Origin of the sequence: Kitasatospora sp. NPDC050463, from assembly GCF_040655255.1 — a bacterium.
GTDB lineage: Bacteria > Actinomycetota > Actinomycetes > Streptomycetales > Streptomycetaceae > Kitasatospora.
The window spans coordinates 1-26,715 of the sequence record NZ_JBFAJO010000094.1 but is presented as its reverse complement, the minus strand read 5'-3'; the positions used below and the strand labels follow the sequence as shown (position 1 = coordinate 26,715).

The 26,715-nt window shown below is 68.1% G+C and carries 18 protein-coding genes and 1 pseudogene; 10 read left to right on the top strand and 9 right to left on the bottom strand.

Annotation, left to right across the window (positions count from 1 at the left end):
• The first annotated feature begins 309 nt into the window (after positions 1-309).
• Entirely contained in the window at positions 310-468 is a 159-nt protein-coding gene (locus AB0J08_RS36275; RefSeq protein ID WP_360642617.1) for a hypothetical protein, read from the top strand.
• A 173-nt stretch (positions 469-641) separates the two neighbouring features.
• Here the strand turns inward: AB0J08_RS36275 and AB0J08_RS36270 are convergent, their stop codons facing one another.
• Positions 642-1,376 (bottom strand): hypothetical protein, encoded by a 735-nt coding sequence (locus AB0J08_RS36270; protein ID WP_360642615.1) that lies wholly within the window; start codon positions 1,374-1,376, stop codon positions 642-644.
• Positions 1,377-1,494: 118 nt separating this feature from the next.
• Positions 1,495-5,289, bottom strand: coding sequence for a ricin-type beta-trefoil lectin domain protein (locus AB0J08_RS36265; RefSeq protein WP_360642613.1), 3,795 nt, complete (start codon positions 5,287-5,289; stop codon positions 1,495-1,497).
• 339 nt (positions 5,290-5,628) lie between these two features.
• On the opposite strand from AB0J08_RS36265, the gene AB0J08_RS36260 reads away from it, so the two are divergent.
• Together AB0J08_RS36260 and AB0J08_RS36255 are read left to right on the top strand one after the other, a co-directional pair.
• Positions 5,629-12,762 carry a polymorphic toxin-type HINT domain-containing protein gene (locus AB0J08_RS36260; protein ID WP_360642611.1) on the top strand — a complete coding sequence of 2,378 codons (7,134 nt, stop codon included), beginning with the start codon at positions 5,629-5,631 and terminating at the stop codon, positions 12,760-12,762.
• 14 nt (positions 12,763-12,776) lie between these two features.
• Positions 12,777-13,106 (top strand): hypothetical protein, encoded by a 330-nt coding sequence (locus tag AB0J08_RS36255; protein WP_360642609.1) that lies wholly within the window; start codon positions 12,777-12,779, stop codon positions 13,104-13,106.
• A gap of 183 nt (positions 13,107-13,289) precedes the next feature.
• Here AB0J08_RS36255 and AB0J08_RS36250 read toward each other — a convergent pair whose 3' ends face one another.
• The 6 genes from AB0J08_RS36250 to AB0J08_RS36225 form a co-directional block, all read right to left on the bottom strand.
• Complete coding sequence (locus AB0J08_RS36250; RefSeq protein ID WP_360642607.1) at positions 13,290-14,594, bottom strand: site-specific integrase; 1,305 nt, start codon at positions 14,592-14,594, stop codon at positions 13,290-13,292.
• Positions 14,594-14,800: a helix-turn-helix domain-containing protein gene (locus AB0J08_RS36245; RefSeq protein ID WP_360642605.1), complete on the bottom strand. Its 207-nt coding sequence runs from the start codon at positions 14,798-14,800 to the stop codon at positions 14,594-14,596. The genes AB0J08_RS36250 and AB0J08_RS36245 overlap by 1 nt, the downstream gene beginning before the upstream one ends.
• Positions 14,800-16,245, bottom strand: coding sequence for a replication initiator (locus tag AB0J08_RS36240; protein WP_360642603.1), 1,446 nt, complete (start codon positions 16,243-16,245; stop codon positions 14,800-14,802). The genes AB0J08_RS36245 and AB0J08_RS36240 overlap by 1 nt, the downstream gene beginning before the upstream one ends.
• A 139-nt stretch (positions 16,246-16,384) precedes the next feature.
• Positions 16,385-17,149: a DUF2637 domain-containing protein gene (locus AB0J08_RS36235; RefSeq protein WP_360642601.1), complete on the bottom strand. Its 765-nt coding sequence runs from the start codon at positions 17,147-17,149 to the stop codon at positions 16,385-16,387.
• A 41-nt stretch (positions 17,150-17,190) separates the two neighbouring features.
• Positions 17,191-18,585, bottom strand: a complete 1,395-nt coding sequence (locus AB0J08_RS36230) for a cell division protein FtsK (RefSeq protein WP_360642599.1) — start codon at positions 18,583-18,585, stop codon at positions 17,191-17,193.
• 34 nt (positions 18,586-18,619) lie between these two features.
• Complete coding sequence (locus AB0J08_RS36225; protein ID WP_360642597.1) at positions 18,620-18,952, bottom strand: hypothetical protein; 333 nt, start codon at positions 18,950-18,952, stop codon at positions 18,620-18,622.
• 186 nt (positions 18,953-19,138) lie between these two features.
• On the opposite strand from AB0J08_RS36225, the gene AB0J08_RS36220 reads away from it, so the two are divergent.
• From AB0J08_RS36220 to AB0J08_RS36200, 5 genes are all read left to right on the top strand, one after another.
• On the top strand, positions 19,139-20,224 hold the full coding sequence (locus tag AB0J08_RS36220; protein WP_360642595.1) for a GntR family transcriptional regulator: 1,086 nt from the start codon (positions 19,139-19,141) through the stop codon (positions 20,222-20,224).
• Between the two features lie 571 nt (positions 20,225-20,795).
• Positions 20,796-22,043, top strand: a complete 1,248-nt coding sequence (locus AB0J08_RS36215; RefSeq protein WP_360642593.1) for a helix-turn-helix domain-containing protein — start codon at positions 20,796-20,798, stop codon at positions 22,041-22,043.
• A gap of 194 nt (positions 22,044-22,237) precedes the next feature.
• Entirely contained in the window at positions 22,238-22,585 is a 348-nt protein-coding gene (locus AB0J08_RS36210; RefSeq protein WP_360642591.1) for a hypothetical protein, read from the top strand.
• On the top strand, positions 22,585-22,836 hold the full coding sequence (locus AB0J08_RS36205) for a hypothetical protein (protein ID WP_360642589.1): 252 nt from the start codon (positions 22,585-22,587) through the stop codon (positions 22,834-22,836). The genes AB0J08_RS36210 and AB0J08_RS36205 overlap by 1 nt, the downstream gene beginning before the upstream one ends.
• Before the next feature lie 857 nt (positions 22,837-23,693).
• Positions 23,694-24,020 (top strand): hypothetical protein, encoded by a 327-nt coding sequence (locus tag AB0J08_RS36200; RefSeq protein WP_360642587.1) that lies wholly within the window; start codon positions 23,694-23,696, stop codon positions 24,018-24,020.
• 180 nt (positions 24,021-24,200) lie between these two features.
• Here AB0J08_RS36200 and AB0J08_RS36195 read toward each other — a convergent pair.
• Positions 24,201-24,833, bottom strand: a pseudogene (locus AB0J08_RS36195) (site-specific integrase); the annotation flags it as partial.
• 405 nt (positions 24,834-25,238) lie between these two features.
• On the opposite strand from AB0J08_RS36195, the gene AB0J08_RS36190 reads away from it, so the two are divergent.
• Both AB0J08_RS36190 and AB0J08_RS36185 read left to right on the top strand, forming a co-directional pair.
• Positions 25,239-25,613 carry a hypothetical protein gene (locus AB0J08_RS36190; RefSeq protein WP_360642585.1) on the top strand — a complete coding sequence of 125 codons (375 nt, stop codon included), beginning with the start codon at positions 25,239-25,241 and terminating at the stop codon, positions 25,611-25,613.
• A gap of 95 nt (positions 25,614-25,708) precedes the next feature.
• Positions 25,709-26,653, top strand: coding sequence for a DDE-type integrase/transposase/recombinase (locus tag AB0J08_RS36185; protein WP_360642583.1), 945 nt, complete (start codon positions 25,709-25,711; stop codon positions 26,651-26,653).
• Positions 26,654-26,715: the final 62 nt, after the last annotated feature.

Genomic DNA, 26,715 nt, shown 5'->3' with positions numbered 1-26,715 from the left:
ACCCCAAGCCGTTCACCTGGACCAAGACCGCCGATGAGATCCTCGACTCCCTCGCCCGCTTCTGCCGACGGATCTCCGGCGCAGGACACTAGGCGTCCAGCCGGTAGGCCGATCCGGACGCACCGCCGGACCATTGGCGTGGACGGGGCAGGAGGGTGCAAGGTGTCACTTATGTCCGAACGCCGCGACCGCCGCCGTCTTCACGCCCGTGCCCGCGCTCTCGGCGTACCCATCGAGCAGGCCCGACGCCGGAGCTCCCTCCCACGGCCCGCGCCGCCGGCCGTGGAGCGCGCGTGGCCGCGTACCGCCGTGCCTGACCGGGACGAAACCCCTGCCGCGCTCCGGACGCTGCCTCCGGCGCCGGTGGTGTGCTGCACCGTCTCCCGCGACCGGCGCGTCACCGACGGCGGGACCGTGGTCTTCCTGACCCTCCACACGCCCGACTGCCCGATCTGGTCCGCCCGCTGACAGCAGGGCCTGAACCGGACCGGCGCCGCAACGCGGTGATCGGCCGGCGCGCCGACCCACCAGGGGCGGACCTGGTCTGGGTGGCCGCGGAGGTCATCCACGACAGCGGATGCGACCAACCAGGACTCCACGCCCCCGCCCGTCCAGGACGGAGGCGTCGACCTGGGAGACGGTCAGGGCTCGTTTTTGCTGGTCATCGCTGCGCGGATGGCGCGGGCGCGTTCCGCCAGGGCCGGGAGGTCGATGGTGGTTTCGGTGGCCTTGACGTCAGTGACGCTGCCGAGGGTGGTTCCGTCCGACCAGGCACAGGCGACATTGAGGTCGCTGCCCGTCCCGGTTGCCGCGCACTTCATGAAGCCGCCGAGGGGGCCGGGCGGGACGACGGTGTAGCCGACGCGCTGCGGTTCCCCCGCCGGTACGGGGTCGTCAACGGGATCGGGGCCGCCGAGGAGGGAGTCGATCTCGCGGACGGGCCGTTGGAAGGAGCCGCTCGCTCCGACGACCACCAGACTCGCGTCCGCCGCGCCGGGTGTGCGGTAGGCGACGACGAAGTGGTCGTGGACGCGGATCAGGCCGGGTTTGTCGGGGAAGATGCGGGCGTCCTCGTCCGCGAGGGCCCGGGTGGCCTCGGGGTCGAGGGTGAGGTCGCCGATGCTCTGCTGGGCCGTGAGTTTGAACCGGTCCGGCTCGTCGGGGCCGAGGACGACGAAGAGGGTGCCCGCGACTCCGACGGCAGCAGCGGTGGCGGCTGCGGTGACTACAGTTCGCCGTGACATCCGTCGGTACCAGGGCAGAGGGGTGTTGTCCGGTTCGGCCCAGCGTGACCGCAGGCGGTCAGCGGCGGTCTCGGGCTCATTGGGGGCCGTTGCGGCTTCCTGGGCGCCGGGCTCGGGCTTGGTGCGGGTCATGGGGTGCTCGCTTGGGTGTTCGAGGGGTGGTCGGGAGAAGGGGTGTGCCCCGGGTTGCTCGGAGCACACCCCTCGGTGTGGGTGCTACATCATCTGCTGTGCAGTGAGGTGGTCAGCGTCAGGGGGTGCGCTCGGGGCTGAGCGTCCACTGCTGGTTGAGTTGGACGCTCGGGCAGTTCCAGATGCCGAGACGGGTTCCCTGGTCGGTTGCCCCGCCGGGCAGTTCGAGGCATCGGCCGGCGGGGTTGTCCGCGTCGATGGTCGCGGGCAGGTAGATGCGGCCGTCGGGGCGTATGGCCCATTTCTGGCCGTTCTTTCCCTCACAGCGGGTGAGGATCACCGCGGTGCCGTCCCCCAGGGCGTCGTCCTTGGTGGAGACGCAGTAGCTGCCGGCGCGGATGGTGCCGTCGGTGGCGATGTTGAATCGCTGGTTGGCGGTGTTCCAGCAGCCCCAGATGGCGAGCGTGGCACCGTCCCCGGGGCCGCCCACGGCGTCCATGCACTGCCAGCTGGTGGTGTTGGGGTGGATGGCGAAGCTCGCGTCCGTGTAGCCAGCATTCTGGCGATCGCCGAGCCCGTCGACCTTCCCGGTGGCGCCGGTGCTGCTCAGACCGGGGAAGACCGTGATGGCGTTGTCGGTCCCGACGGCCCAGAGTGAGACGTTGTCGCTCTGGTCGCTCTTGTAGAGGACCGCCGCGCCGATACGGGGGTAGGTGCTCTGGGGCAGCGGGGTGGTGTCGATCCTGATGCCCTGGTCGGGCTTGGTGAGGGCGGAGTAGTCGACGGTTCCGGTGGCAGTGAAGCCGAGGGGGTAGGCGTAGATGTGGCCGTCGGTCCGGTTGCGGGCCCAGAGGGTGGGCTGGTTCTTGTCCGTCTTGGCTACGGGATCGGTCGTGACGCCGTTCGCGGCACCGGGGTTGATGAGTTCGAGGTCGTTCCAGCTGCCCGAGGCGGTGGGGATGAGTGTCGCGCTGCTGAGGAGGTTGCCGGCGGGGGTGAAGATGTAGAGGTTGTTGTTCTCCAGCGTCATGATGGACGTCTGGGTAGTGAAGACGGTCTTCGTCGGGTCACCGATCTTGGGGCCCACGGCCTCGCCCTTGGGGGTGCCGAACGCGATGACCTGGGAGACGGTGCTCCAGTCGGTGGCGTTGTACCCGTCGCAGGTCGTGGTGGTGCCGTAGATCTTGCACGTGGTGGGGCGGGTCGGTGTCAGGGGCTGGCTCTGGTCGAAGTGGCCGGTGCCGTCGTTGGGGATCACGTAGAGCGTGTTCTTCAGCTCGGCCGCGGTGCCCGTGTAGTGCGCGATGATCTGGTCGACGGGTTGCCCGGCGGTGAGGCTGCCGTGGTGGCTGAGCTGGTAGTCGGCCCAGGTGGCGCCGTAGGTGAGGTTGCCGGGCGCGGCGGCGGCCGGAGCGACCGCGGTGGAGGCGCCGGGGTCGGTGGTGCCACCGATGATCCGCAGGTCGCCGTTCTTGTCGGCGAGGACGAGGTCGGCCTTCTGGTCGTTGTCGATGTCACCGAAGAGGGGCTGGGTGCCGGGCTTCCAGGGCACGTAGAAGTTATAGACGGCCGGCTGGCTGTAGTTGCCGGCGTTGTCCATGGCCCAGGCGTAGAGGGTGTTGGTGCCCCACTGGTGGGGGGTGTAGGTGTAGGGATCGCCACCCGGTCGCCAGGTGCTGGAGTCGCACTTCCAGCCGACGACCGGGGTCGGGTCGGTGCTCACGCGCACGCAGGCGATACCGGAGGCCTGCAGGCCGGCACCGGGTGCGGGGTCCTCGGCGTTCAGGCTGAAGACGCCCCCGTCGCCCATGTACTTGGCCGGGCTGGGGTTGGGAGTACCCGAGGGCGGGAAGTCGCTGGAACTGATGCTGATGCGGGGGTTGGTCCTGTCGACACGGAAGTAGCACCAGGCACTGCTGGGCGAGGTGAGGAGGTCGTCGGTCGCGCGGGCGAGCCAGCCGTATTGGTGACCGTCGGACAACGACCCGACGCTCTTCATCGGGCCGGGGTCGTTGTAGCTGCGGCCCCAGTCGCCGGGTGTCGCGCTGAAGTTCGGGTCGTTGTCGTCCCACATCTGGTAGCCGGTGTAGAGGTTCTGACCGGTGGGCGACCAGCTGTTGGCGGTGAGGTAGATGTTCTGGTTGCTGTTGACCCAGCCGGGGTTGTCCCAGGGGTTCGGGCCGTTGCTGGTGCAGGCGGCCTGGCTGTTGTCGCTCGCGAAGCCCGGCGTCGGGCTGGTTCGCGGGTACCAGATGGTGGGGGTGATGTCGTAGGTCGTCGTGACGGTGGGGTTGCTGGCGATGTAGTGGCGGTAGAGCTTGTTCCATTCGGTGTCGCTGGGGGCGATGCCGATGGTCCAGGTGGGCCATGTGCCGGCGGCTGCCTGCTTCATGATGCTCGTGACGTCGACGGCCATCGGGCCGGTACCGGTGATCGGCTGGCCACCGACGTAGGTGCAGCCGCTCATGACCTGGTTGCCGTTGTCGCCGCACGGCTGCTTGTACCAGTTGGTGGACCCGTCGATACCGGTGGGGGCCCAGTAGACGCCGAGGTTGGTGGGGGTACCCAGACTGGCGGCACCGGAGACCTGGGCGTTGAGGGTGGAGGTGAAGAGCGTCGGCGGCGCCTCGGCACCTTGGGGGATCGTGTAGATGGCCGGGTTGACGTTGAACTGGAAGTAGGCGCGTTGGCGGCCTTCGTCACCGCAGTCCTGGCTGGGGATGGAGCTGTGGTAGCCGCAGAAGCCGGTGGCGAGGTTGGACTTGGTGTTCCAGTTCTTCGCGTCCTTGTGGTTCTCCTGGACCTCGACCGAGCTTGCGGTGTAGCTGGTGACGGCGGTGAGCGTCGGGTCGAGGTACCACGGGCCGGTGCCGGAGGCGAGGGCCTGGGGGTCGGGTGTCAGCTCGATCGCCCCGCCCGTGACCTTGCTCCCGATCGAGGCGACGTTGGCGCCGTCGCCCGGCGCCTCGGCCGTCGAGGGTGCAGCCGCGACGGGGGCGGGCACCGAGTCGGAGGCCGGAGCCGCCGCGGAGAAGGATGCCAGCTTGACCTGCGCGGGAGCACTCGGCGACGCGGTGGGCGCAGGTGTGGAGGAATCCCACTGCAGCGGGGCTGGTGAGCGGAATCGCAGGCTGCCGTTGTCGTCCGTGACGTCGATTCGGCCCTTGTCGTCCGAAGTGACCGTCAGGCCCTGGGCGGCAATAGGGAAGCGCAGGGTCTTCAGTGCCGGGTTGGCGGCCGCTTCGGGTGTCCGGACGACGATCACGTCGCGCCAGCCGCCGACCGGCAGGGCGGTCACCTGGAGGTCGATGCCGGGAAGGACGTTCGCGTAGGTGGCCGTATCCCCGTTCAGAGCCGGTTTAGGCAGCGTGAAGGGTGCGCCGACGGACAGCTTCTTGCCGTCAGGAGTCGCAACGGTGGCCATCGGAGCACTACCGCCGCCGGAAAGCGTGAGCGCGGTGCTCGCGACAGCGGGGCTGACGGTTCCGTCGGAGTTCTGACGCAGAGTGGAGTCGAGCTCTGCCCAACCACTGTCACGCTTCACCCGGACCGGGAGGGCGTTGTCCGTGGTCGTCAGCGTGCCGTTCGGATTGGCGATCGTCTTCGACGCCTCGTTCGTCAGGACATCGACGATGACCGGCTTGCCTGTGGACTTCGCCTTGGATACCGAGTCGAGCATCGCCTGCTGCAGAGGCGTGCGGGACGGAGCCGGCGAGGACGGGACGAGCGGCTTCACGCCGCCTGCTGGTCCGTGCGTCGGCGTGGTGGCGGGTTCCGCGGCCAGCGCGCTCGGAGCGACGAGCAGCCCGAGGCTCAGGGCGCACCCGGTTCCGAGCGCGGCCAGGCGCAGAGCGCGCTTGCGTATCGGCGGTGGTGATGGTGTGTTCGTGATTGCCCGTGGCGTGGTGGACATGGCTCTTCTGTAGATCCCTCCCGCTTGGCAGACGCTGGTGGCCGTCTGCGTTCGAATGGGAACGATGTGGCCTGACCTGGCGATCGGTCAAACCAGTTACCAACTCGCCTGGACATGTCCGGATAACCACCGGATCACAAAGTCAAGACTTCGCAAACATCTCATCCACGAATCGAACAAGCTGGCGCTGTGTTCGATTCTTCACTTATCGTCACATCGACCATGGGCACAGCTGTGTCATTTTGAGGTCATGTCAACTGCCTACGAGGAGAAGTGACGATGGTTTGGTCTGCCCGTAAACGGGCTTGGAGATCACCAGGAGGCCGGTGGCGGTCACCCGTGGTGGCCGCAGTGGTCGCCCTGGCGATGACCGGAGTGACCGCACCCCCGGCGCTGGCGTGGACCTACCCCACGCCGAAGGGGAAGGTCTGGACTCCACCGCACACGCCGCTGGGCAGCGAGAGTGTCTCGGTCACGGGACACGATGCCCGGACAACGGCGCCCGCGCCCGCAGTCAAGGCCCCCGCCTGGAAGCCGGAGCCGACCCCACCGTTGGTAACCGGCACCGCGACAGTGACCCTGGGCGCCGACAGTCCCGAGGCCCAGGCCGCCCGCAGGGCCACTGGTGGAGCCTCACCGGCCTCCGGCGGTGCGACCGGATCGAAGGCGGGCGCCCTGGCCGTAAAGGTCGCCCCCGGCACCAGTCCTGGTGAGAGCGCGCACGCGGTCACGGTCCAGGTGACCGGGCAGGACAAGGGCAAGGCCGCCGGGGTCACCGGTCCGCTCATCGCCCTAACCGACGCCGAAGCGCCCGCTACCGCCAAGGGCCGCGCGGCGAGCGTCACCCTGGACCTGAAGGCACTGCAGGCGGCGGGGTGGCCCGACCGCGCCGCCCTCGTCGCCCTGCCGACGTGTGTGCTGACCACGCCGGACCGGCCCGAATGCCGCACCCAGACCCCGGTGCAGGCGAAAGCCGACGGACGGGGCGAGGTCACCACCGAGGTCACCCTGCCCCCCAGGACAGCCTCCCCGCAGGGTGAGGGCGGTGTGGTGAAGGCGTCCTTCACCACTTCAGCGGCGCCCGCCCTGTCGGCTGCCACCAGTAGTAGCGGTGACAGTGGCGGGTCGGTCGTGCTCGCCGCGGCGCCTTCACCGTCCGGCGCCCTGGGCAGCTACACCGCAACCACCCTGACCCCGTCGTCGGCCTGGACCTCCGGCTCGAACGCGGGCAACTTCACCTACAGCTACCCGATCCAGGTCCCGCCCTCCCTCGGCGGTACGGCCCCACAGGTGGCACTGGGCTACAACTCGGCCGACGTGGACGGCAAGACCTCCTCGACGAACGCGCAGCCCTCATGGGTCGGCGACGGCTGGGGCTACGAGCCCGGCTTCGTCGAACGCTCTTACAAGTCCTGCGACAAGGCGGGCATCACCGGCTCCGCCGACCAGTGCTGGGGCGGCCAGAACGCCACCCTCTCCCTGGGCGGTCACTCGGGCAGGATGGTGCGCGATGACGCCAGCGGCGTCTGGCACCTGGAAAGCGACGACGGCTCGAAGGTCGAGCAGCTCACCGGCGCGCCGAAGGGCGCGGGTGACGTCGCCTACCAGGGCATGGAGTACTGGCGGATCACCACACCGGACGGAGTCCAGTACTACTTCGGCCTCAACCACCTGCCGGGCGGCGACGCCTCGGACCCTGCCGCGAACTCCGTCCTCACCGCACCCGTGTACTCGCCCAACAGCGGCGACCCCTGCTACAACGCGGGCACCGGGAACAACTCCTGGTGTCAGATGGCCTGGCGCTGGCAGCTCGACTACGTCGTCGACCCACACGGCAACCTGACCACGTACAAGTACGTGACCGAGGGCAACAAGTACAAGCGCGGCAGCGTGCAGAACGGCGGCAACGGCACTCTCACTGACTACCAGCGGGCCGGGTTCGTCAAGGAGATCGCCTACGGCCAGCGCCTCGACGAGCAGAAGGCGGCCAAGGGCAGTGCCAACCCGGCGGCGAAGGTCCTCTTCACCGTTGCTGAACGCTGCATACCCGACGGTGCGAACGACTGCTCCGAAAGCAAGCGCGCGACCAACGCCGGCGCATGGCCGGACACACCGGTCGACCAAATCTGCACTGACGCGACCTGCGCCAACGTCGCACCGACGTTCTTCACCACGAAGCGCCTGACCGCGATCACCACCCAGGTCCTGGTCAACTCCGCCTACCGCACCGTCGACACCTGGAACCTCAACCAGCAGCTCGCCGACCCCGGAGACGGCACCAAGCGCCTCCTGCAGCTCGACTCGCTCCAGCGCGTACCGAGCAACGGCCAGGCGGAGATCACGAACCTCCCTCCGGTGCAGTTCCAGTACAAGATGCGGGCCAACCGCGTCGACGGCCTCGTCCCCGCCTCGCCGATGTTCATGCGCCCGCGCATCCAGAGCATCACCACCGAGATGGGCGGGAGCATCAACGTCTACTACACCGACCCCGAATGCTCCCGCGTCAACAACCACATGCCCGCCTCCGAGGACCACAACTCGATGGCCTGCATACCCGTCAAGTGGTACCTGCCTGGGCAGTCCTCCACCACTCCGGTCAACGACTGGTTCGACAAGCCCCTCGTGAAACGGGTCGTCGAGCAGGACCTCGTCAGCACCCCCAACGTCTCCAAGACCACCGAATACACCTACGGCGGCGGCGCCGCCTGGCACCGCAACGACGCCGAGCTCACCGACCCCAAGACCCGCACCTGGGACGGCTTCCGCGGCTACCAGTCGGTGACCACCACCACCGGCGACGGGTCCACCACCGAGGCCCCCAAGACCCAACAGAAGGTCACCTACCTGCGCGGCATGGTCGGCGACTACCTGGCCAACGGCGCCCTGCGCACCGTCCCCGACGTCGCCAGCCCCCTGGGCGGCACCGTCCCCGACAGCGCCCAGCTGAGCGGACGCGTCGTCGCCACCGAAACCTTCGACCAAGCCGGCGGCACAGTCACTTCCATCTCCGGAAACACCTACAACGGCCAGACGGTCTCCGCGACCCATGCCCAGACTGCCGGCGCACCAAAGATTTATGCCTGGCTGCCGGACTCCGAGACGACGGCCATCACAAAGGCCAAACTCGCCAACGGCACCTGGCGCACCAGCACCGCGGTCACGACCACGGAGCCCGCCAACGGAAACCGCGTCATCAAGGTCGACGACAAGGGAGACGGCACCGCCGCCACCCCGGAGACCTGCACCACCACCGGCTACGCGGCGAGCGACAACGCGCAACTGCTCACCCTGGCCTCGGAGTCGACCACCTTCCAGGGAGCCTGCTCCGGTAAACCAACGGCCGGCAACACTCTGTCCAGTGGCCGCACGCTCTACGACGGCAAGCCCTTCGGTCAGGCCGGGACGGCTGGCGACCCGACCGGCAACCAGGTCCTTGACCGCTTCGACCAGGCTGGCAGCGCCGTCTATGCCCACGTCGGCACCGCAACATTCGACGCCTACGGACGCAGCCTGACGACTGCCACCACTGATGGCTCCACCTACAACAGCGCGGGCGCTCAGATCAGCGGCGCCTCAGTCACGCCGGCGGTGAGCACGACTGCACTCACCCCCGCCACCGGCACCCTTCCGACGCAGGTGCGGGCTACCGGCCCCATGGGATCGGCCTGGTCCACCACGACCACCGTCGATCCGGCCCGCGGGTCCGCATTGACCAGCACCGACCCCAACGGCCGAGTGATTACCGGGCAGTACGATGCCCTCGGTCGACTCACCGCCGTCTGGGCGCCGGACCGGCCAACCAACAAGCTCCCGAGCCGGAAGTTCACCTACTCTCTGCGGGGTACAGCGGGGCCGTCCAGTGTCACGACCGAGTCGCTCAATGACGACGCGGCCACGTACACCGTCAACGTCGACCTCTTTGACGGCCTGGGTCGCCCCCGCCAGTCCCAGCACACCAGCGCAGCGAAGCCCACCGGACGCCTGATCACCGACACGACCTACGACACGCACGGCTGGGTGATCAAAACCTCTTCCCCGTACTACGAGAAGAGCTCCTTCCCCGGCGAGTCGATCTTCGTCCCCCAGGGTGACGGCCAGGTACCGGGCCAGACCTGGAACAGCTACGACGGCAACGGGCGCGCGGTGCGGGCGGAGTTCCGCTCCTACGGCAACCTCCAGTGGGCGACCACCATCGCGTATCCGGGTGCTGACCGGACCGACATCACCCCGCCCACCGGTGAAATGGCGGCCTCGGCGGTCACTGACGCATGGGGGCGCACCACCGCCTTCTGGCAGTACCGCACCCCGACCGCGACCGGCAACAGCGCCGACGCTGACGTGACCACCTACGCCTACACACTGGCCGGTCTGTTGGCCGCTCACACGGACAGCAGCGGCAACACGTGGGGTTCGACCTACGACCTCCGCGGACGGCAGGTTTCCGCGTCCGATCCGGATACCGGTGTGACTCAGACGTTCTACGACGTCAACTCGCGTGTCGACCACACCATCGACGCCAAGGGCAACACCTTGGCCTACAGCTACGACCTGCTCGGCCGTAAGACCGGCATGTTCAGCGGCAGTGTGGCGCCGGCGAACCAGCTGGCGGCGTGGACCTACGACACCCTAGCCAAGGGCCAGCCCACCTCCTCCACCCGCTATATCGGCGGCAGCAGTGGCGCGGGCTACACCAAGGCCATCACCGGATACGACACCGCCTACCGGCCGCTCGGCACCTCCATCACCATCCCCTCCGCCGAAGGGGCACTCGCCGGCACCTACACCACGACCAACACCTACAGCCCCGTCCTCGGCGCGCTGACCGAGACCGACATCCCCGCGGCGGGCGGACTCCCGGCCGAATCAATCACCTACGCCAACACCATCACCGGCCTGCTCTACGCATCCGCCAGCCTCGACCAGGCCATCGTTGCCCAGGCCGACTACGACGCCCTCGCCCGGCCCGTCCGAACAACAGTCGGCGACTACGGCACCCAGGTCGTCTCCACCCAGCAGTACGACTGGGCCACCGGAAGGGTCATCAACTCCTTCCTCGACCGCCAGATCGGAACCGTCTCCACCGACCAGACCACCTACACATACACACCGTCCGGCCGGATCACCTCGGCCACCGACATCCAGGACGCCTCCGCAACCGACACCCAGTGCTTCACCTATGACCACCTGGGCCGGCTGACCAACGCCTGGACCGACACCGGCGGCACCTTCACCACCGCCGACTGGACCGACACAACCGGCGTCGTCCACGGCACCGGAAGCTCCACCACCGTTCCCGGCATCGGCGGCTGCACGAACACCAACGGCCCGGCCACCGTCAGCCCCGGCGGACGAACCGTCGGCGGCCCAGCGCCCTACTGGAACACCTACAGCTACGACGCGACCGGCAACCGAACCGGCCTCGTCCACCACGACATCACCGGCAACAGCCTCAACGACACCACCACCACCCAGACCTTCGGAGCCACCAAGAGCCGCAACACCCCCACCACCGCCCCCAACACCGGCGGCGGAACCGGCGGACCCCACGCCCTGCTCACCTCCACCACCCGCAGCCCCGCAGGCACCAAGGCAACCAGCTACCAGTACGACGCCGTGGGCAGCACCACTGCGATCACCGACACCAGCGGCACAGCAACACTCGCCTGGACCGGTGAAGGCAAGCTCGACTCCCTCACCTCGACCGGGACTGCCGGAACCACGAGCTACCTCTACGACGCGGACGGCAACCAGCTCATCCGCCGAAACCCCGGCAAAACCACCCTCAACCTGCCCACCGACGAACTCACCCTCGACACCGCCACCGGCAACCTGACCAACACACGTTCCATTGCCGCAGGAGGCGGCCTCACCTACACCCGAGTCACCGCCCCGATCGGCGGAGGCGCGGTCCAGATCCAGGCCGGCGACCCGCACGGCACCAACGGCGTCCAGATCAACACCAACGCCGACCAGACCGTCACCCGGCGCCCCACCGACCCATTCGGCAACCCCCGCGGCACCCAGCCCACCACCGACCAGTGGGCCGGCACCAAGGGCTTCGTCGGCGGCGCCAAAGACGACACCACCGGCCTCACCAACCTCGGAGCACGCCAATACGACCCCGTCCACGGCCGCTTCATCAACCCCGATCCCCTCCTCCTCCCGGCCGACCCACAACAGTGGAACGGCTACGCCTACAGCAACAACGACCCGATCAACCTCAGCGACCCCTCAGGACTCGCGCCGTGCGCGGGCATGATGTCCCACAACGGATTCGGCTGTGGTCTGCCGAAATGCGGTAATTACCAGGTAAATGGATGCGATGCTGGGGGGTCACCGGAGGATTCAGGGACAGTATGTAGGCCCGGCGGCTGCTCGGAGTCAGGTCCCCCTCCTGGTCCCACCAAAAGTGGAGACCTGTCGGACTACGCGTGGGGGGTAGGGGTTGAGGTCAGCCGCGAACTGATAGAGCTGCACGGCAACCTGCTTAACAGCACACTCCCAGGGGCGGGCGACCTAATGAAGGGACTCACCGGCGGCGCCCTCGATCATGTAGTCAAAATGAACGGCGTCAAGACCAAGTCGACAAACTTCAAGCACGGAACAAATGCTGGGTTTGCTCTCGGCCTTCTTGTCGGCGGAAAGAAGACTATTGCCGAGAAGGCCGAGACAAAGATCGCCCAAAGGACGGAGTCGCCGGGGTCGAATCTTTTTGGGCATCTATTCTGCAGCTTTACTCCCGAGACGCACGTCCTCATGGCAGACGGAAACTCAAAGCCTATTGGGGACATTGCTGTTGGCGATTCGGTGTTGGCTGCCGATGAAGACAGCGTCGAATCGCAGGGCTCGGAACGAGTTCTTGCGACATGGGTCCATGAAGACGACGACCTAGTCGATCTCTCCGTTCGCGTGGGCGCGGACGGCGAAGCTACTATCCATACAACATCCAATCACCCATTCTGGGACGAGACGGCCCAACAATGGCTCGCCACCCGCGACCTGCAGATCGGTCACCATCTGAGGGCGGCATCTGGTCAGGATGTCGAAGTCACGGGCCTTCGTTCAATTCCTGGCTCGCGAGGCATGTACAACCTCACGGTTGACCATCGACACACGTACTATGTACTGGCCGGGAATACGCCGGTGCTCGTTCACAACACCGGGCCAGGCTGCGGCGGTATTGCAGATGTCTGGCATGCGGGTACTTTCGACGCTCCCGAGGCCAGTTTCCAGTACCACTTCAATAAGCACGGCGCGCCAGTGAATGTCACGCCCGAACAGTACTTGCAGGATTCAAAGGACTGGGTGGCGCGGCTGGCTCAGCCGGGAGGCAAGGCGGGCTTGAACGCAAAGAGGATGCCTTTTGACGACGGAAAATTCGGCGTGAAGTACACGGATCCCAATGGGGGAATGGGTGGGATTGTCGGGCCAGACGGAAAAGTTGTTTCCTTCTGGTATTCAGATGCCCACTAGGAGTGAGGAATAAGATGCTGAGCTTTATGGATTCCTATACCCTGTGGCGCCACCTTCCGTTCCCTTCGAGCGGGCCAGGTGAGGACCTGGTTCTGGCGCACAGCGATTTGGCGGAGGCCGACGAGTACGTGACAACGGTAATCCGCTATGTAGAGCGCGGGATCTTCAAGCCGGCGCCAGTTGACGTGCCTGCAATGCTGCAAGAGCTTATGCATCGAATTGATCGGCTCGGTGGCGTCGCAACGGGCGGTAAGCAGGCGGCCGCTCGATCGCAACACGCATACGCGGCGCTATTGCACCTCGTTTATCAGCAGTTCCTTGAGGAGGGCCGCTCGCGTGAGTAGCGAAGGCACCCTCCTCGGTGCCGGCTGACATGGGACGCAAGCGCGTCCGGCAATACTCCGCGATCCTCATGGAGCTTTCCTTGGAGGGCAGGGAATCGTGAGGTCGGGTTAAATTCAGAGGGCCCGCCGGGTTTGTTTCCGGCGGGCCCTCTGGGCGCCTGACGGCAGTAGTTGACGGCAACGTCAGCGGACGGATGCTGCACAAAGCGGCGGATCGTCGCTGTCGGGGTCGGTGGGGGCCTCGGAGGGCTTGGCGAGGGTACGGCCGAGTAGGTCGACCGCATCGCGTTGGAGACGGAGGCGGACGTGTGCGTAGACGGTGGCGGTGACGCCGATGTGGGCGTGGCCGAGGAGTTCCTTGATGACGACGAGTTCGACGCCCTGTTCCAGGAGGAGGGTCGCGGTCGAGTGCCTCAGGTCGTGGAAGCGGATCTGGCGGAGGTGGGCGCGGCGGAGGAGTGCGTTGAAGTGGCGGGTGAGGGTGGCGGGTTCGATGGGGTGACCGTCGGGCCGGGTGAAGACGTGGCCGTTGTCCACCCAGCCCGCGCCGGCCTTCTCCTTCTCCTGGGCCTGCTGCTTGCGGTGGGTGCCGAGCGAGAGCAGACAGGGGGCCGGGAGGGCGATGCGGCGTTCGGAGCTGACTGTCTTGGTGGGGAGGGTGGTCAAGCCGCCGGTGCGTGTGCGCTGGAGGGTGCGGCGGATGCTGGCCGTGCCGCTGCTGTGGTCGAGGTCTTCCCAGCGCAGGCCGAGGAGTTCGCCCTTGCGGAGTCCGGTGCGGAGAGCGAGTTCGAACAGCGCGTGGAGGCGGTGGCCCTGGGCGGCGGTGAGGAAGGTGCGGGCTTCGTCGGCGGTGAGGGGTTCGAAGCGTCGGGGGCGGGGTGTGCCGGTGCGGACGTTGCGGGCGACGTTGCGCGGGATCTCTTCCTCCCGGACGGCGTGCTCCAGGGCGGACTTGAGCACGGAGTGGATGTAGGCGAGGGTCAGTGGAGAGAGTCGCTTGCCGCAGCACGTGCCGGCCGTGCAGCAGCGGGGCCGGTCGCGGACCGCGTCGAGGCCGCGGGCGCAGCACTGGCAGGTGGTGCGGAGCTGGTTGAGCCATGTGCGGACGTCCTTGGCGGTGAGCTTGGCGAGCTTCTTCTTGCCGAGACCGGGGATGAGGTAGCGGTTGGTGCAGGCGGTGTAGCGGGTGTGGGTGTTCTCGCGGAGCTGGTGGACGGCGACGTTCTCCAGCCAGTACGTCAGATAGGCGGCCAGGCTGCCCTGGGCGGAGACCACGGGGACGCCGCGGTTGCTCGCCGCGATCTTCTCGGTCAGCTTGGCGTGCGCTTCCTTGCGGGTGCTCCCATAGACGCGGACGCGCTTGCGGGTATCGCCGGGGGCGAGGACGTATCCGGCGGCCTCCCAGCGGCCGTCCTTTCGCTGGTAGACGGTTCCGTCGCCGTTGGCGCGGACGCGGCGGGATGCGGGGGTGTCGCGGGGTGTGGTCATCAGGCGGCTTCCTGTTCGAGTCGGGTGCGGATGAAGTCGTTGAGGGCGTGGGTGGGGATTCGGCGGGCGCGGCCGAGGGTGATGGAGGCGAGCTGCCGGGTGCGGAGCAGGTCGTAGACGGCGGAGCGGCCGAGTTGGAGGCGGGCCATGACCTGGGGAACGGTCAGCAGGTCCCCGCCCGCGCCTGGCCCCCCGTGCGTGGTCATCAGCAGCCGCCCTCTGCCGTGAACTGCCGTTCCAGTTCTCTGCGGTGTCGGACGGCGGCGGCGAGGAGTTCCGCGCCAGGGCTGTAGCCCGAGCCGTGGTAGGCCCAGTGGCCGATGACGAGGGTGGCGCTCGGGTCGAGGTCGGGCAGGCCGGCGTGGGCGCGGGCCTGTTCGGCGCGCCAGGCGCGGCGGTCGTCACGCAGTTGGCCGAGGGTGGTGGAGTAGCAGCGGGACTTGGTGGAGAAGTGGCCCCGGAATCCGAGCATGTGTGCCCACTTCCAGAGTTTGAGGTCGGCGAACTCCGGTCGCTGGCCCAGTTCCCAGCAGGTGCGGATCATCTGCCGTACGTGGCGTTCGACGGCGAGGCGGGGCAGCGGTCGGGCCTGTCCGGTGCCGGCGCAGGCGGTGCAGTGGAGTGGGGTTCCGTGGCCGGTCAGGGTCATGCCGCGTCCCTGGCAGGGGCGGCAGAACAGGGCGCGGTCGAGAGCGCCGGTGGAGTCGGCGGACTTGGTGGCGTACTTGGCCACGTAGGCGGCGACCGCGTGATCGGTGAGTTCGGTGTCGGTGCCGAAGGCGGCGATCTCGCGGACGTCGAGCTGTTCGCCCCAGGCGAGTTCGCGTTCCCCGACGGCGTCCGAGACGACGTTGATCGAGACGCGGGCGGCGGCGGCCCGGATGGCGTCGGCGAGCATGGTTACGGTGGCGGACGGGGGCGGGGGCTGGGTGCTTCCGTTGGGGCCGTCGAGGCGGATGACGGCGTGGAAGTGGACCAGGCCGCGCTTCTGGTACTCGGCGACCTTGGCGAAGGAGACGCGCAGCACGGCGCGGGCGGCCTTCTGCGTGAGTCCGAGCCGGGCGGCGATCTCGCGGCGCAGGTAGATCGTGAAGCGCGCCCACAGGGCTCCGGCGTGCGCGTTGAACAGGACCGCGCCCGGGTAGTCGTAGGTCTTCGGGTCCAGCGGTGTGCCGAGCAGCGCGTCTGTGGGTTCGTGGAGCTTGCCGCAGCGGCAGGGCCGCAGGGCACCGCCCGCGTCGGTGGGGCGGTTGTGGACGGGGCCGAAGGACGGTGCGGTGAGCGTGGCGAACACGCGGGGGTGGGTGCGGACGGTGTCCGGCACCGTCTTGCCGCCGGTCAGGCCCGCCCGGATCAGGTGGAACGTGTCGGCGGCGTAGACGCGGGAGCAGGCCGGGCAGCGCGAGGCGCGGCGGTTGCCGCAGGTCGTCAGCAGGCTGCCCGTGGGCTCGTCGGCCGTGGTGTAGGAGCGCAGTACCTCACCGGTTGCCGTGTCGATGGTGGTGGTCTGGCCGAGCAGGCGCACGGGTTCGGTGCAGCCGCCGAGGCGGTCGATCTGCTGGTGCGTGCGGTCGAAGTCGGGCTGGTTGACCAGGTGGATCAGGTCCCGCACGGCGGGGCTTGCCACGTGGCGCAGGTCCAGGGCGACCATGTGGGGGCGTTTCCCTTCTGTGGGTGGGTGGCCCCGAGCAGCAACCAGCCAGGCAGGAAGGCGTGTAGGTGCTGCTCGGGGCATGGCGAACCGAGCCCGGTCGGCGGGGTCGGTCAGGTGGGGAATGGGCCGGCGGGGCTCAGGCGGAGAGCTGAGCGTGTGCGGCGGTGGCCAGCGGCAGCGTGACGCCCAGGCGGGCCTTCAGCTGACTGGGCGTGATGTGCTCGCCCTGTTCGGCGTGGTGCGTCTCGGCGATGCGCCGGGCAGCGGTCAGCAGGGCCTCGGGGATGGCCGGGAGAGAGACAGGCACGGTCGGCTTGACCGGCCCGGGAGCAGGCACGGACTCGGCGGTGAGGATCACAGCGGGGGCAGGCGCTGGCTCGGATGGCGGTGCGAGGACGGCTTCCGGTGCGGGGTCGAGCGACGGGAGGGGATCCAGCAGGTGCTCCACAGTCGGGGCCGAGGCCGGGACGGGGACGGGGGCCTGTGCCGGGTTCGGGGTGCTCAGGGCGTGGAAGTGGCGGAGGAACTGGGGGCCGACCTGGCCCCAGCCGAGCAGGAGCAGCGGGGCGACCGCATCGACGGCGGCACGGCCGTAGTGTCCGGCGACCAGGGGGTCGGCGACGTTCAGGGCCAGGGTGAGCAGGCCGCACAGGTGCATCAGACGGGTTGCGGCCGTCAGCTCCTCCTGCGGGACGCCGCGGAGGGACAGCGAGCGCAGGCCGACGAGGAGCCCGATCACGGAGAGGTCAACCATGGGGGCGATCAGCGGTGCGACCGGGTGGGGCACCCCCAGGCGAAGGGCCAGTGCCCAGACGTTGCCGAAGGAGAAGACGAACGCCAGCAGGGCGATGATCGCCATGACCACGGTCACGGTGCGCTGTGTGAGGCGATCCTCGGCCATCAGGCCAACTCTCCTTTCCTGATGGTGAGTTACATGCGTTGTCAGGCCGCTTCGGTCATCAGGGTGTCGGCGTCGTTGTCCATGAAGGCGGGCTTCCAGTCGATGGGGCCCGGGTAGACGTCGAGGTAGGCGGCCGGGTCTTCGGTCAGGTGGGCGGTGTTGTCGGCGATCCTGGCCGCGTCGGCGTCGGACACGTACGGGGTGCGCACGCGCGTGAAGCCCGGACGGCCCTGCACTCCCATGGAGGCCACCCCGACGTAGGCCGGGTCCTGGAGGTTGACCGGGTTCGCGTCCGGCCAGTTGCGGATGTCGTCCCCGAGCGCGGCCACGGAGGCTTCCGCCGTCTTCTGTGCGAAGGACAGCCCCAGCGGGCACACGTCCCGGATGAACGTCGGGATCGCGTCTCCGGTCGCCTTCTGGGTGGCCAGGATGACCATGATCCCGACGCTGCGGCCCTTCTTCACCAGGTCTTCGACCAGCCGGGCGTTCTCCGCCGACAGCGCAGCCAGTTTCTTCGTCTCGGCGTCGTTGCCCTTGTACTCGCGGAAGTAGGTGTGCGCTTCGTCGATGATCAGGATCGTCAGCGGCCAGATGCGGGACGGCCCGACGTGCCACATGTTCTTCACGCCCAGCACGGCGCGGATGGACGACGAGCGGCCCCGCCGCAGCTTCACCATGCGCTTGAACAGCGCGTTGGCTTCCGCCAGGTCGTCACCGGCGAAGGCGAACAGGCGGGGCGTCAGGTCCGCGTAGTCCCCTTCGTGGGCGGTGGAGACCTTGCCGTCCGCCACGGCGAACTGCACCGCGTCGGAGGGGGCCAGGTCGCAGATGAGCTTGTTGATCAGCGACGTCTTGCCGAAGCCGGGCAGGCCGGCCACGGTCACGCCGGGAACGTTCGCCAGCGGCAGGCTGACGTCGTCGGCGTACTCGTCCAGCCCCAGCCCCCACGTATCCAGGCTTCCCGGCACCGTTCCCGTGGGGGTGTGCTCGGTCGGCGTGACGAGCGGGTCCAGGCGCACAGCCCGGATCACCACCCGCCCGGGACCGTCCGGCAGCACGGACACCCGCGTGCAGCGCCAGGCGTCGGCGAGGAAGCGCGCTGAGCGCTGGAACTCCTCCAGCCCCACCCTCGGCAGGCACTTGGCCCGCACCACCACCCCGAACCGGTCCGGCTTCACCTTGATGCGCGGAACCAGGACCCGGGGCTTGGGCACCTCGCCCTCGCGGCTGACCAGCTCGGCGAGGAACGTCGGCGTCTTGTCGGTCACCGACAGGCCCGCCATCTTGGCCAGCCGCTCCCACCCGAACCGGATGCGCATCCCCTGCCGGATGCTCACCCGGGTCTCACGGTCCACCCGCAGGTAGCGCACGAGAGCCACCACGAGCCAGATCACCGTGAGAGCAACGGCGCCCCACAGCAGCAGATCGGGGTTCACTTCACGCTCCTCACGTCGTCGATGAATCCGCCGGTCACTTGACGAGCTCCAACTTGGCCGCGCGGTAGGCGATGCCGTCCGAGAGCTGACCGTTGAAGATCCGCGCCCACGGGGTGGCGAACAGGTCCACCGGTCGCACCATCACGCCCGGCTTCAGCCCGGCCGGAATGCCGGACTGCGCGACGGTGATCTTCAGGATGTCCGCCCGCCCGTCCTCCATGAGCATCACGGTGACCGTGTACAGGTGCTCGCCCGTCTCGCGGTCGGTGGCAACCTCGCCGGTCTGCGGATCCTTGATCTTCAGCGTCGCCTCGGTGCCCGCCATGCAGACGGCAGACGGCAGCAGCCCAACGCGAATCCTGGCCATGGCCATGGGGGTTCCCCTCACTCGGTCGGCGTTTCCGACCTGCCATGACCATAGCGCTACACCCGCACACCCGCAACGGCCGCACACACGCCAAGGCGATACGCCCGATACGGGTAGGTCGCTGCACCCGCTACAGGCGAGCGCACGGGCGTGTCATCCGTGCGGAACCGCCGCTACCCTCGGTGTATGACGTTGCCGCTCGAAGAGGACCCCCGGCCGCCGTACATCCAGGCCGCCGACGTGCTGCGCGCCGAGATCCTCGAAGAGCGGATTCGGCCCGGGGAGAAGCTCCCCTCCACGCGCACGCTCCAGGAGCGGTACGGGATCGCCAGCTCAACCGTCCAGAACGCCCTGCGCGTACTCAAGGACGAAGGGCTCATCTACTCCGTCCAAGGGCGCGGCAGCTACGTCCGCGGCCTTGAGAAGGAGTACCGGGAGAAGGCACTGTTGGAGGAGCTCCAACAGATCGCCGACCAGGCCAAGGCGGAGCGGGAGCAGGCAAAGCACGGCACGCAGGACGCCTCCGTCGACTCCGGGGCCGGCCAGCCGCCCGTGCTCCAAGCGATCTGGGCCATTCGCGAAGCGATCATGGAAGGACGCTTGAAGTTCGAGGACACGATCCCCGAACCCATCAGGCTCCAGTTGATGTTCGCGACCGACAGCGAAACCGTCGAACGGGCCCTGCGGCACCTCACGAACGAGCGCCTCGTGTACCGCGGCCCCCGAGGCAACCTCATCGTCGGCCTCATCGGCGGGCGCCATGACCTTCGGCGCACAATGCTCGCGCGAGAGCGCGTCGAGGCCCTGCGGCGTGCGGCCGAGCGTGAGGGAGAGGCCCTAGCCGACGACTACGCACTCGACGAGCCGTTGGAAGAGGACTCGCGACCGCCCTACATCCAGGTCGCCGACATCCTGCGCCGGGAAATCCTCGACGGAGACCTGACCCCAGGCAGCCAACTGCCGGCCGCGCGAGCTCTCCAGGAGCGTTTCGGAGTCGCCAGCTCAACCGTCCAGAACGCCCTGCGTCTCCTCAAAGGCGAAGGTCTGATCTACTCCGTCCTCGGCCGCGGCAGCTACGTCCGCAAGACGCAGGCGGGCAAGGCTCCGGACCCTGACGCACCAGTCGAACGTGTCAAGGACTCCCGGACAGCAGAAGACGATGCCGAAGAACTCATCCGCCTGCGGAAGCAGGTGGCACAGCTCCAGAAGACGCGCCATCAACTGGAAGCCGAAGTCAGCCGCCTGACCAAGGAACTTGAGCAGCGAGGGTAAGTCAGGACGAGGACGAGCGGGGCCGACGGCTGAGCTGTCGAGCTGTTCAGAGTTTCTTTACTTGATCAAGGCGGCCCGCTGTCGCGGGCCGCGCGCGCTCCGGCCCGGCGGGGCCGCCGCCCGCTCCTGTCTCCGCCCCGCTCAGCGGCGCCCCCGCCCGTCCGGGCGCGCAACACCAGCGAGAGAAGCGCAGTCCGCAGAGCTCTACGTCAACCCTTGCCCTCCCTCCGAGGGACCGGGGGTCGAGCACTGGTGCGGCACCGTCGGGGTGAATGGTCGCGGGTCGCGGGTCGTGCCCCTCGCCGGCCGGCCCCCGGAGGCGTACCAGGAACCCCCGGGGACCGCCAAGGCCGAGCGCAAGCGTCACCTGGTGAGCCTTGGCGGCCCCCGGAGAACCCTGGTCCGGCGAAGCTGCCCGACCGACGAGGAACCCGTCCCGCTCAGGCCCGCAGCCTGCCGGAGGCTCCGGCGCCGCGCGTGGCGGTGAGTCACCGTCTCGGGTGGGTATCTGCCCGGAGAGCCCGGTCAGTTCGCCCATCAGGCGTACCGTGGCGCTGGAGGTGGTGAGCTGATGACGATGGAACTCGCGGACAACGTACGGAAGTACCGGCGCCGCTCCGGGATGAGCCAGGAGGAGCTTGCCCACGCGGCGGGCCTGTCCCCGGCGACTGTCCGGAAGGTCGAGCAGGGCGGAACGGTCCGCATGGAGACGCTTCACGCTCTGGCCCGTGCTCTGGGGGTCCCCACGGCGGCACTCGTCGCGTCCGACGCACCGGAGCCCGTGGGACGGGCGGAGGAGCCGAACCGGCTCAACCTCATCCAGCTTCGCGCCGCGCTCACCCCGGCGGTGGGGCTTGTGGACCAGGACGCCGAGGCCGTGGGCGAGGAACCGAACCTGCGTGCCTACGGGCGGACGGTTCGGGACGCGCGGGTGCTGTACTTCTCCGACAGCTACAAGAGCGTCGCCGCCCAACTGCCTGGCCTGTTGCGGGACGCCGCGCGAGCCGTCGCCCACTACGACAGCGGCGAAGAGCACCGGCAAGCCCTGCTCGCCCGCGCCGAGGCGTTGCGCCTGGCCGGTACGTACCTCACGCAGGTGAGGCAGTACGACATCGCCTACACGGCCCTGCGAAGCGCCATCACGGATGCCCGGGAAGGCGGGGACCTGCTCGCGGCTGGCTCCGGAGTCGGCTGCATGTGCTGGCTGCTGGTGCGGCAGGGCCGGCTGGAGGAAGCGGAGCGGATCGCCGCCCAGAGCATGGACGTGGTGGAGCCGAAGATCACCGGAGCCGAGCCGGACCACTACGCGGTGTGGGGCGGTCTGGCCATGGAGGCCGCAGCCGCGGCGGCACGCAACAACCGCCCGGACGAGGCCAAGGAGTACCGCAAGGCGGCACGGGTGGCGGCAACCGCCGTCGGCACGGCGCACCGCAACGTCTCCCGCCACTGGTCCGTCTTCGGACCGGTGACCGCCGCCATCAAGGCACTCGAAGACTCCATGGTCGTCGGAGACGCCCGCGCCGTGGTGCGCAAGGCGGGTGAAGAGGTCGAGCTGTCGCCGAAGGCGTGGAAGCGACTGGGCAGGCCCAGCACGAACGACGGGAACCGCTTCACCCTGGACATGGCGCGCGCCCACACGCGAACCGGAGACCTGTCGGCGGCCATGGACGAGCTGACCCGCGCTCGTGAGGCCGCCCCCGAGTGGCTGAGGCACCAGAACTCGGCGGCCGAGACCATGCAGGAGATCCTGAGCCAGCGCAAGCGCACCCTGACCAGCGACATGCGCGAGATGGCCGGCTACCTGGGCGTCGTCGGATAGCTGCTACGCAGCGTGGCAGTTCGCGGACCTTGCGTTGCAATCTGCCCTGCTGGCTCCGTGGATTGACGCGTAGTCAGGTCGTTACGGTCGCCGTGTCCTGTTCCAGCGACCGAGGCCGGAGATCCACTGTGGGTATGCCGAGGAGCGACGCGGACCGCCTGCGTCGCAGGGAGTTGCACGAAGCGGCGTCGGGCATGGCGGGACCCCGCCTGCTGCCATGGACCACCGAGGACGGGCGCCCCTGCTACCTGAGCACCGACGGCAAGGGCTACATCTCGACGCTCGCCGACGGCATCGAAACCGTGCAGCTCGGCATGGGCCAGGAGCTGCTGGAGTACGCCCGGGGCATCCTGGCCCCCGGAGCCAAAGCGCAGTCGGCCATCGAGTACCGCTGGCTCGCCCGCCGGCTGACCGAGGCCCTGTCGGACGCGCTCAGGGTCGCCGAGTCGCGCGGAGAGCGCATCCCGGCGCCGCAGGAGGAGGCGGCCGAGGAGGGTGAACCTGCGAACGCCAGCCCCCTTGCCGGGAACGAGGAAGGCTGATGGGCAAGACCACCCGCTACCGCTTCCGCGAGTACCACGTGACCGCCGTGGCCGACCCCATGGCGCTGCCGACCTTCGAGGCGCGCTGCGTCACCGGCGAAGAGCAGGACTGTGCTGCCACGTCCGGCGAACTGAACACCCCCGAGGAGCTGACGCTCTGGATCGCCGGACACTGCGCGCAGACCGGCCACCAGTCGTACGAGCAAACCACGCGCACCGTCGTCCATGCCGAGCCCGGAGCTTGGCAGTAGGATCACGCGCGCAGCCGACGACGGCGCGACTGGTCTACACCTCTGACGGCAGTAGCGACGGCAACAACCACGGACTTCGGCGCACATCCACGGACGCCGACGGACCGTCAAATCACCGTTGACCCGCGAAAAAGCAGGTGGAGAGGGGGCGCGTAGCACACGTACTATGTACTGGCGGGCGAGACTCCGGTGCTGGTGCATAACGCTGGGGGCGACGACCCGGGAATTCCGAATATTGTCCAGCAGCGAATTCAGGAAATCCTGGCTGGACAGGCGCAGCCAAGGGTGAATGGTGCTGGCACCGGCCCCGACAGGTTCGAGGTCAGAACAGGAAACGACCCCACCCCTGGTGCGCACGCGCGAAAGTGGGGCCCTTCGGCGCCCGGGGCTGGCGACTCGGCGTTGATCTACGACATGGGTGATGGGAAAAATAAATACCGGATTCTCGTGAACAGGTATGGTGACATTGGCTGGGTGGACAATCATAACTACAAGAACATAAAGCTGTACACGCCGGCATGCTAGCGCTTTGAGAGGCTCTGCGTGACCTTGCCGGGTGAATGAATCGTCGTAATTTACATGAGGCCGGCCGGGTTATTCTGGTCGGCCTCATGAACGGTGGTCATTTGGGGGTCCTCGGATGACTTGCTCTCAAGGTGCGATGGTCGTCATAATTTCTGAAGCGCGGCGGCAGATTGATATTCTCCAGCGGCGGCTAGGTGATCACGAGTTGTGGCCGCAGGCCTGATGCCCACCCAAATTTGCCGCGAGTACGGGGTGTCGGCCGCTGTGACCTTGTAGGTTAATGGCGGGGAGTTAATTGTTCTCACGCGAAACCGAGTGTTCGGGAGGCTGGAATGGATCGGATCACTGAGGAGCAAATTGGGCGGCTGGTCAAATTTGTATACGCGCGAATCTCTGGCGCTGATTCACTTCGAGAAGAAGAAGCTCGCCGCACGACCACTGCACTCCGCCTGACTGTAGACAAACAGGTTGCAGCTGTTCGTTATTATCGTGCCTCTCCGCCCGAGAGCGCTGCAGTATCCGAGGTTCACGCAACCGCCTCGTGGAATCTTCTGGTCGCTATCGCTCAAATCTGGCGAGACCACTCGGAATTTCCGATCGATTCCGCGATAGAGACGTTTGAGTTTGATGCTGAGAATCCTCTTATGCCGGCGAGCTGAACATACATTCACTGATGAATTGGTCGCGGAGATGTAATCGCCAGTGATTTGGCTATCCAGAGGATTGCATCGGGATCCCGCCCTTAAGTTCAGTCAAACTAGATCCCATGCCCAGAAGCCCCGTTGAAGAGTCATCAACGGGGCTTCTGGGCATCTTGACGGCAGTAGTTGACGGCAACGTCAGCTGACGGGTGCTGCACAAAGCGGTGGCTCGTCGCCCTCGTCGGGTTGGGTGGCGGGCTGGGCAGGGTCGCGGAGGGCGTTGCCAAGGAGATCGATAGCGTCGCGCTGGAGACGGAGTCGGACGTGGGCGTACACCGTCGCGGTCACCCCGATGTGGGCATGGCCCAACAGTTCCTTGATGACGACGAGTTCGACGCCCTGTTCGAGGAGGAGGGTTGCCGCCGAGTGCCGGAGGTCGTGGAAGCGGATTCGGCGGAGCGTGGCCCGGCGGAGCAGGGCGTTGAAGTGTCGGGTGAGCGTGGCTCCCTCGATGGGGGCTCCGTTGGGCCGGGTGAAGACGTAGCCGGTCGCCCTCCAGTCGGTCCCTGCCGCTTCACGCTCCTGGGCCTGCCGGTCGCGGTGTAGTTCGAGGGAGCGTAGGCACTCGGTGGGCAGGGCGATGCGGCGCTCGGAGCTGTGGGTCTTGGTCGGGAGGGCGGTCAGGCCGGCGGAGTTGGTGCGTTGGAGGGTGCGGCGGATGCTGGCGGTTCCGCCGGTCAGGTCGAGGTCTTCCCAGCGCAGGCCGAGGAGTTCGCCCTTGCGCAGTCCGGTGCGTAGGGCGAGTTCGAACAGCGCACTGAGCCGGTGGCCGTCGACGGCTGTTGAACGACTCTCAAGATGCCTACGAGGGCGGCGATTTAGGGGCATGATGTGCGCCGATCAAATTCGGAGCATGTCCCGGAGGGCCCCACGTTCGTTTGGGGCGGCACCTTGCCGACGAAGGGCATGCGAAGGCCCTCCCGGTGATCTTTTGGCGGAGACGCCCGGGAGGGCCGTGTAGCGCGCGGAGGCGCTGTGCTCACGGTAGGGGCGAACGCGGTTGTGGTCGATAGGCAACTTGCCAACTCGGAGTTGGCTTGCCCGGATTGCGGGGATTTGTTGGCTCCTTGGGGTTGGGCCCGGACGCGGGTGCTGCGGAGCGGGTCGGGCCGGGTCGAGGTGCGGCCGAGGCGGGCTCGGTGCGTGGGATGCGGCGTCTCGCATGTGCTTCTTCCGGTGTTCGCGCTGGTCAGGAGAGCGGATCTGGCGGAGGTGATCGGGGCCGCGCTGGCGGCGAAGGCGGCCGGGGCGGGCGCCAGGGTGATCGCCGGGGCGATCGGTCGGCCGACGGAGACGGTCCGCGGCTGGCTGCGGCGCTTCGCCGGCCGGGCTGAGGACCTCCGGGTCCGGTTCACGGTGCTGCTGGTGGACACCGGCCTCGATCCGGTGCCGCCGTCGGCCGCGGCGACGCCGTTCGCGGACGCGGTGGCGGCGGTGTTCGGGGCGCGTTCGGCGGTCGCCTCGCGCTGGCCGGACGTCGGCGAGGTGTCGCCCTGGTGGCTGGCCAGCGCGGCGACCGGCGGGAGGCTGATGGCGCCCCCGATTCCTTGATCAACGATCAACACGAGCCGCCCCTGATGTTCGAACGTGGCGTTCTGCGAGCCTTCGCAGGTTCCGTCATGTGACGACCCATCAGGAAGCCCTCGTTGACCAAGAACGACACTGACCAGGCAACTCGCGCGGAGCGAGCCATGCAGATCGGCCTGTTCCGCTACATGTTGATCAGGGAGGCAGCCGACCCCACGCTCACCGGGCGCCAGCGCGGCAGGCTGGTCCGCCAGCTCGCCGGGGCCCCGCACGTCGATCCGGACGGCCGGACGATCTGGATCACCCGCTGGACCATCGACCGGTGGATATCGGAGTGGCGCCGGGGCGGCTTCGACGCCCTGGTCCCCTCCACCCGCCAGTCCCAGCCCCGCACCCCGCCCGAGGTGTTCGAGCTGGCCACGGCCCTGAAGAAGGAGAATCCGTCCCGGTCGGCCGCGCAGATCCGCCGGATCCTGTCCGCCCAGCACGGCTGGGCGCCGGACGAGCGCACCATCCAGCGGATGTTCGTCCGCGACGGCCTGAACTCGCTGAAGGCCCCGAAGGAGCCGGCCGTGTTCGGCCGGTTCGAGGCCGACCGCCCGAACGAGATCTGGACCGGCGACGCGCTGCACGGGCCCAGGATCGAGGGCCGCAAGACCTACCTGTTCGCCTTCGTGGACGACCACTCGCGGGCCGTGGTCGGGCACCGCTGGGGCTTCGCCGAGGACACCGTCCGCCTGGCTGCGGCCCTGCGGCCGGCCCTGGCCGCGCGCGGCGTCCCCGAGTACGTCTACGTCGACAACGGGTCCGCCTTCGTGGACTCGTGGCTGCTGCGGGCCTGCGCGAAGCTCGGGATCAAGCTGGTGCACTCCGCCCCGGGCCGGCCGCAGGGCCGGGGCAAGATCGAGCGGTTCTTCCGCACGGTCAACGGCGAGTTCACCGTCGAGATCGCCTCCGGCGACGGCGAGCCGGGACGGCAGCTGACCAGCCTCGCTGAGATGAACCGGCTGTTCACGGCCTGGGTCGAGAACGTCTTTACCGACCGTGATTTGTGCTGTTCGTGATGTCCGTTCGAGTCTGTGGCGTGGACGTCATGGGCTCGTTTACCGACTGGGTTCAGGACGTT

What these genes read in the sequence shown, in the direction of transcription:
- AB0J08_RS36270 (WP_360642615.1), bottom strand. Translation starts at nt 1,376, where the DNA reads ATGACCCGCACCAAGCCCGAGCCCGGCGCCCAGGAAGCCGCAACGGCC.
- AB0J08_RS36265 (WP_360642613.1), bottom strand. Translation starts at nt 5,289, where the DNA reads ATGTCCACCACGCCACGGGCAATCACGAACACACCATCACCACCGCCG.
- AB0J08_RS36255 (WP_360642609.1), top strand. Translation starts at nt 12,777, where the DNA reads ATGCTGAGCTTTATGGATTCCTATACCCTGTGGCGCCACCTTCCGTTC.
- AB0J08_RS36250 (WP_360642607.1), bottom strand. Translation starts at nt 14,594, where the DNA reads ATGACCACACCCCGCGACACCCCCGCATCCCGCCGCGTCCGCGCCAAC.
- AB0J08_RS36245 (WP_360642605.1), bottom strand. Translation starts at nt 14,800, where the DNA reads ATGACCACGCACGGGGGGCCAGGCGCGGGCGGGGACCTGCTGACCGTT.
- AB0J08_RS36240 (WP_360642603.1), bottom strand. Translation starts at nt 16,245, where the DNA reads ATGGTCGCCCTGGACCTGCGCCACGTGGCAAGCCCCGCCGTGCGGGAC.
- AB0J08_RS36235 (WP_360642601.1), bottom strand. Translation starts at nt 17,149, where the DNA reads ATGGCCGAGGATCGCCTCACACAGCGCACCGTGACCGTGGTCATGGCG.
- AB0J08_RS36225 (WP_360642597.1), bottom strand. Translation starts at nt 18,952, where the DNA reads ATGGCCAGGATTCGCGTTGGGCTGCTGCCGTCTGCCGTCTGCATGGCG.
- AB0J08_RS36220 (WP_360642595.1), top strand. Translation starts at nt 19,139, where the DNA reads ATGACGTTGCCGCTCGAAGAGGACCCCCGGCCGCCGTACATCCAGGCC.
- AB0J08_RS36215 (WP_360642593.1), top strand. Translation starts at nt 20,796, where the DNA reads ATGACGATGGAACTCGCGGACAACGTACGGAAGTACCGGCGCCGCTCC.
- AB0J08_RS36210 (WP_360642591.1), top strand. Translation starts at nt 22,238, where the DNA reads ATGGCGGGACCCCGCCTGCTGCCATGGACCACCGAGGACGGGCGCCCC.
- AB0J08_RS36205 (WP_360642589.1), top strand. Translation starts at nt 22,585, where the DNA reads ATGGGCAAGACCACCCGCTACCGCTTCCGCGAGTACCACGTGACCGCC.
- AB0J08_RS36200 (WP_360642587.1), top strand. Translation starts at nt 23,694, where the DNA reads ATGGATCGGATCACTGAGGAGCAAATTGGGCGGCTGGTCAAATTTGTA.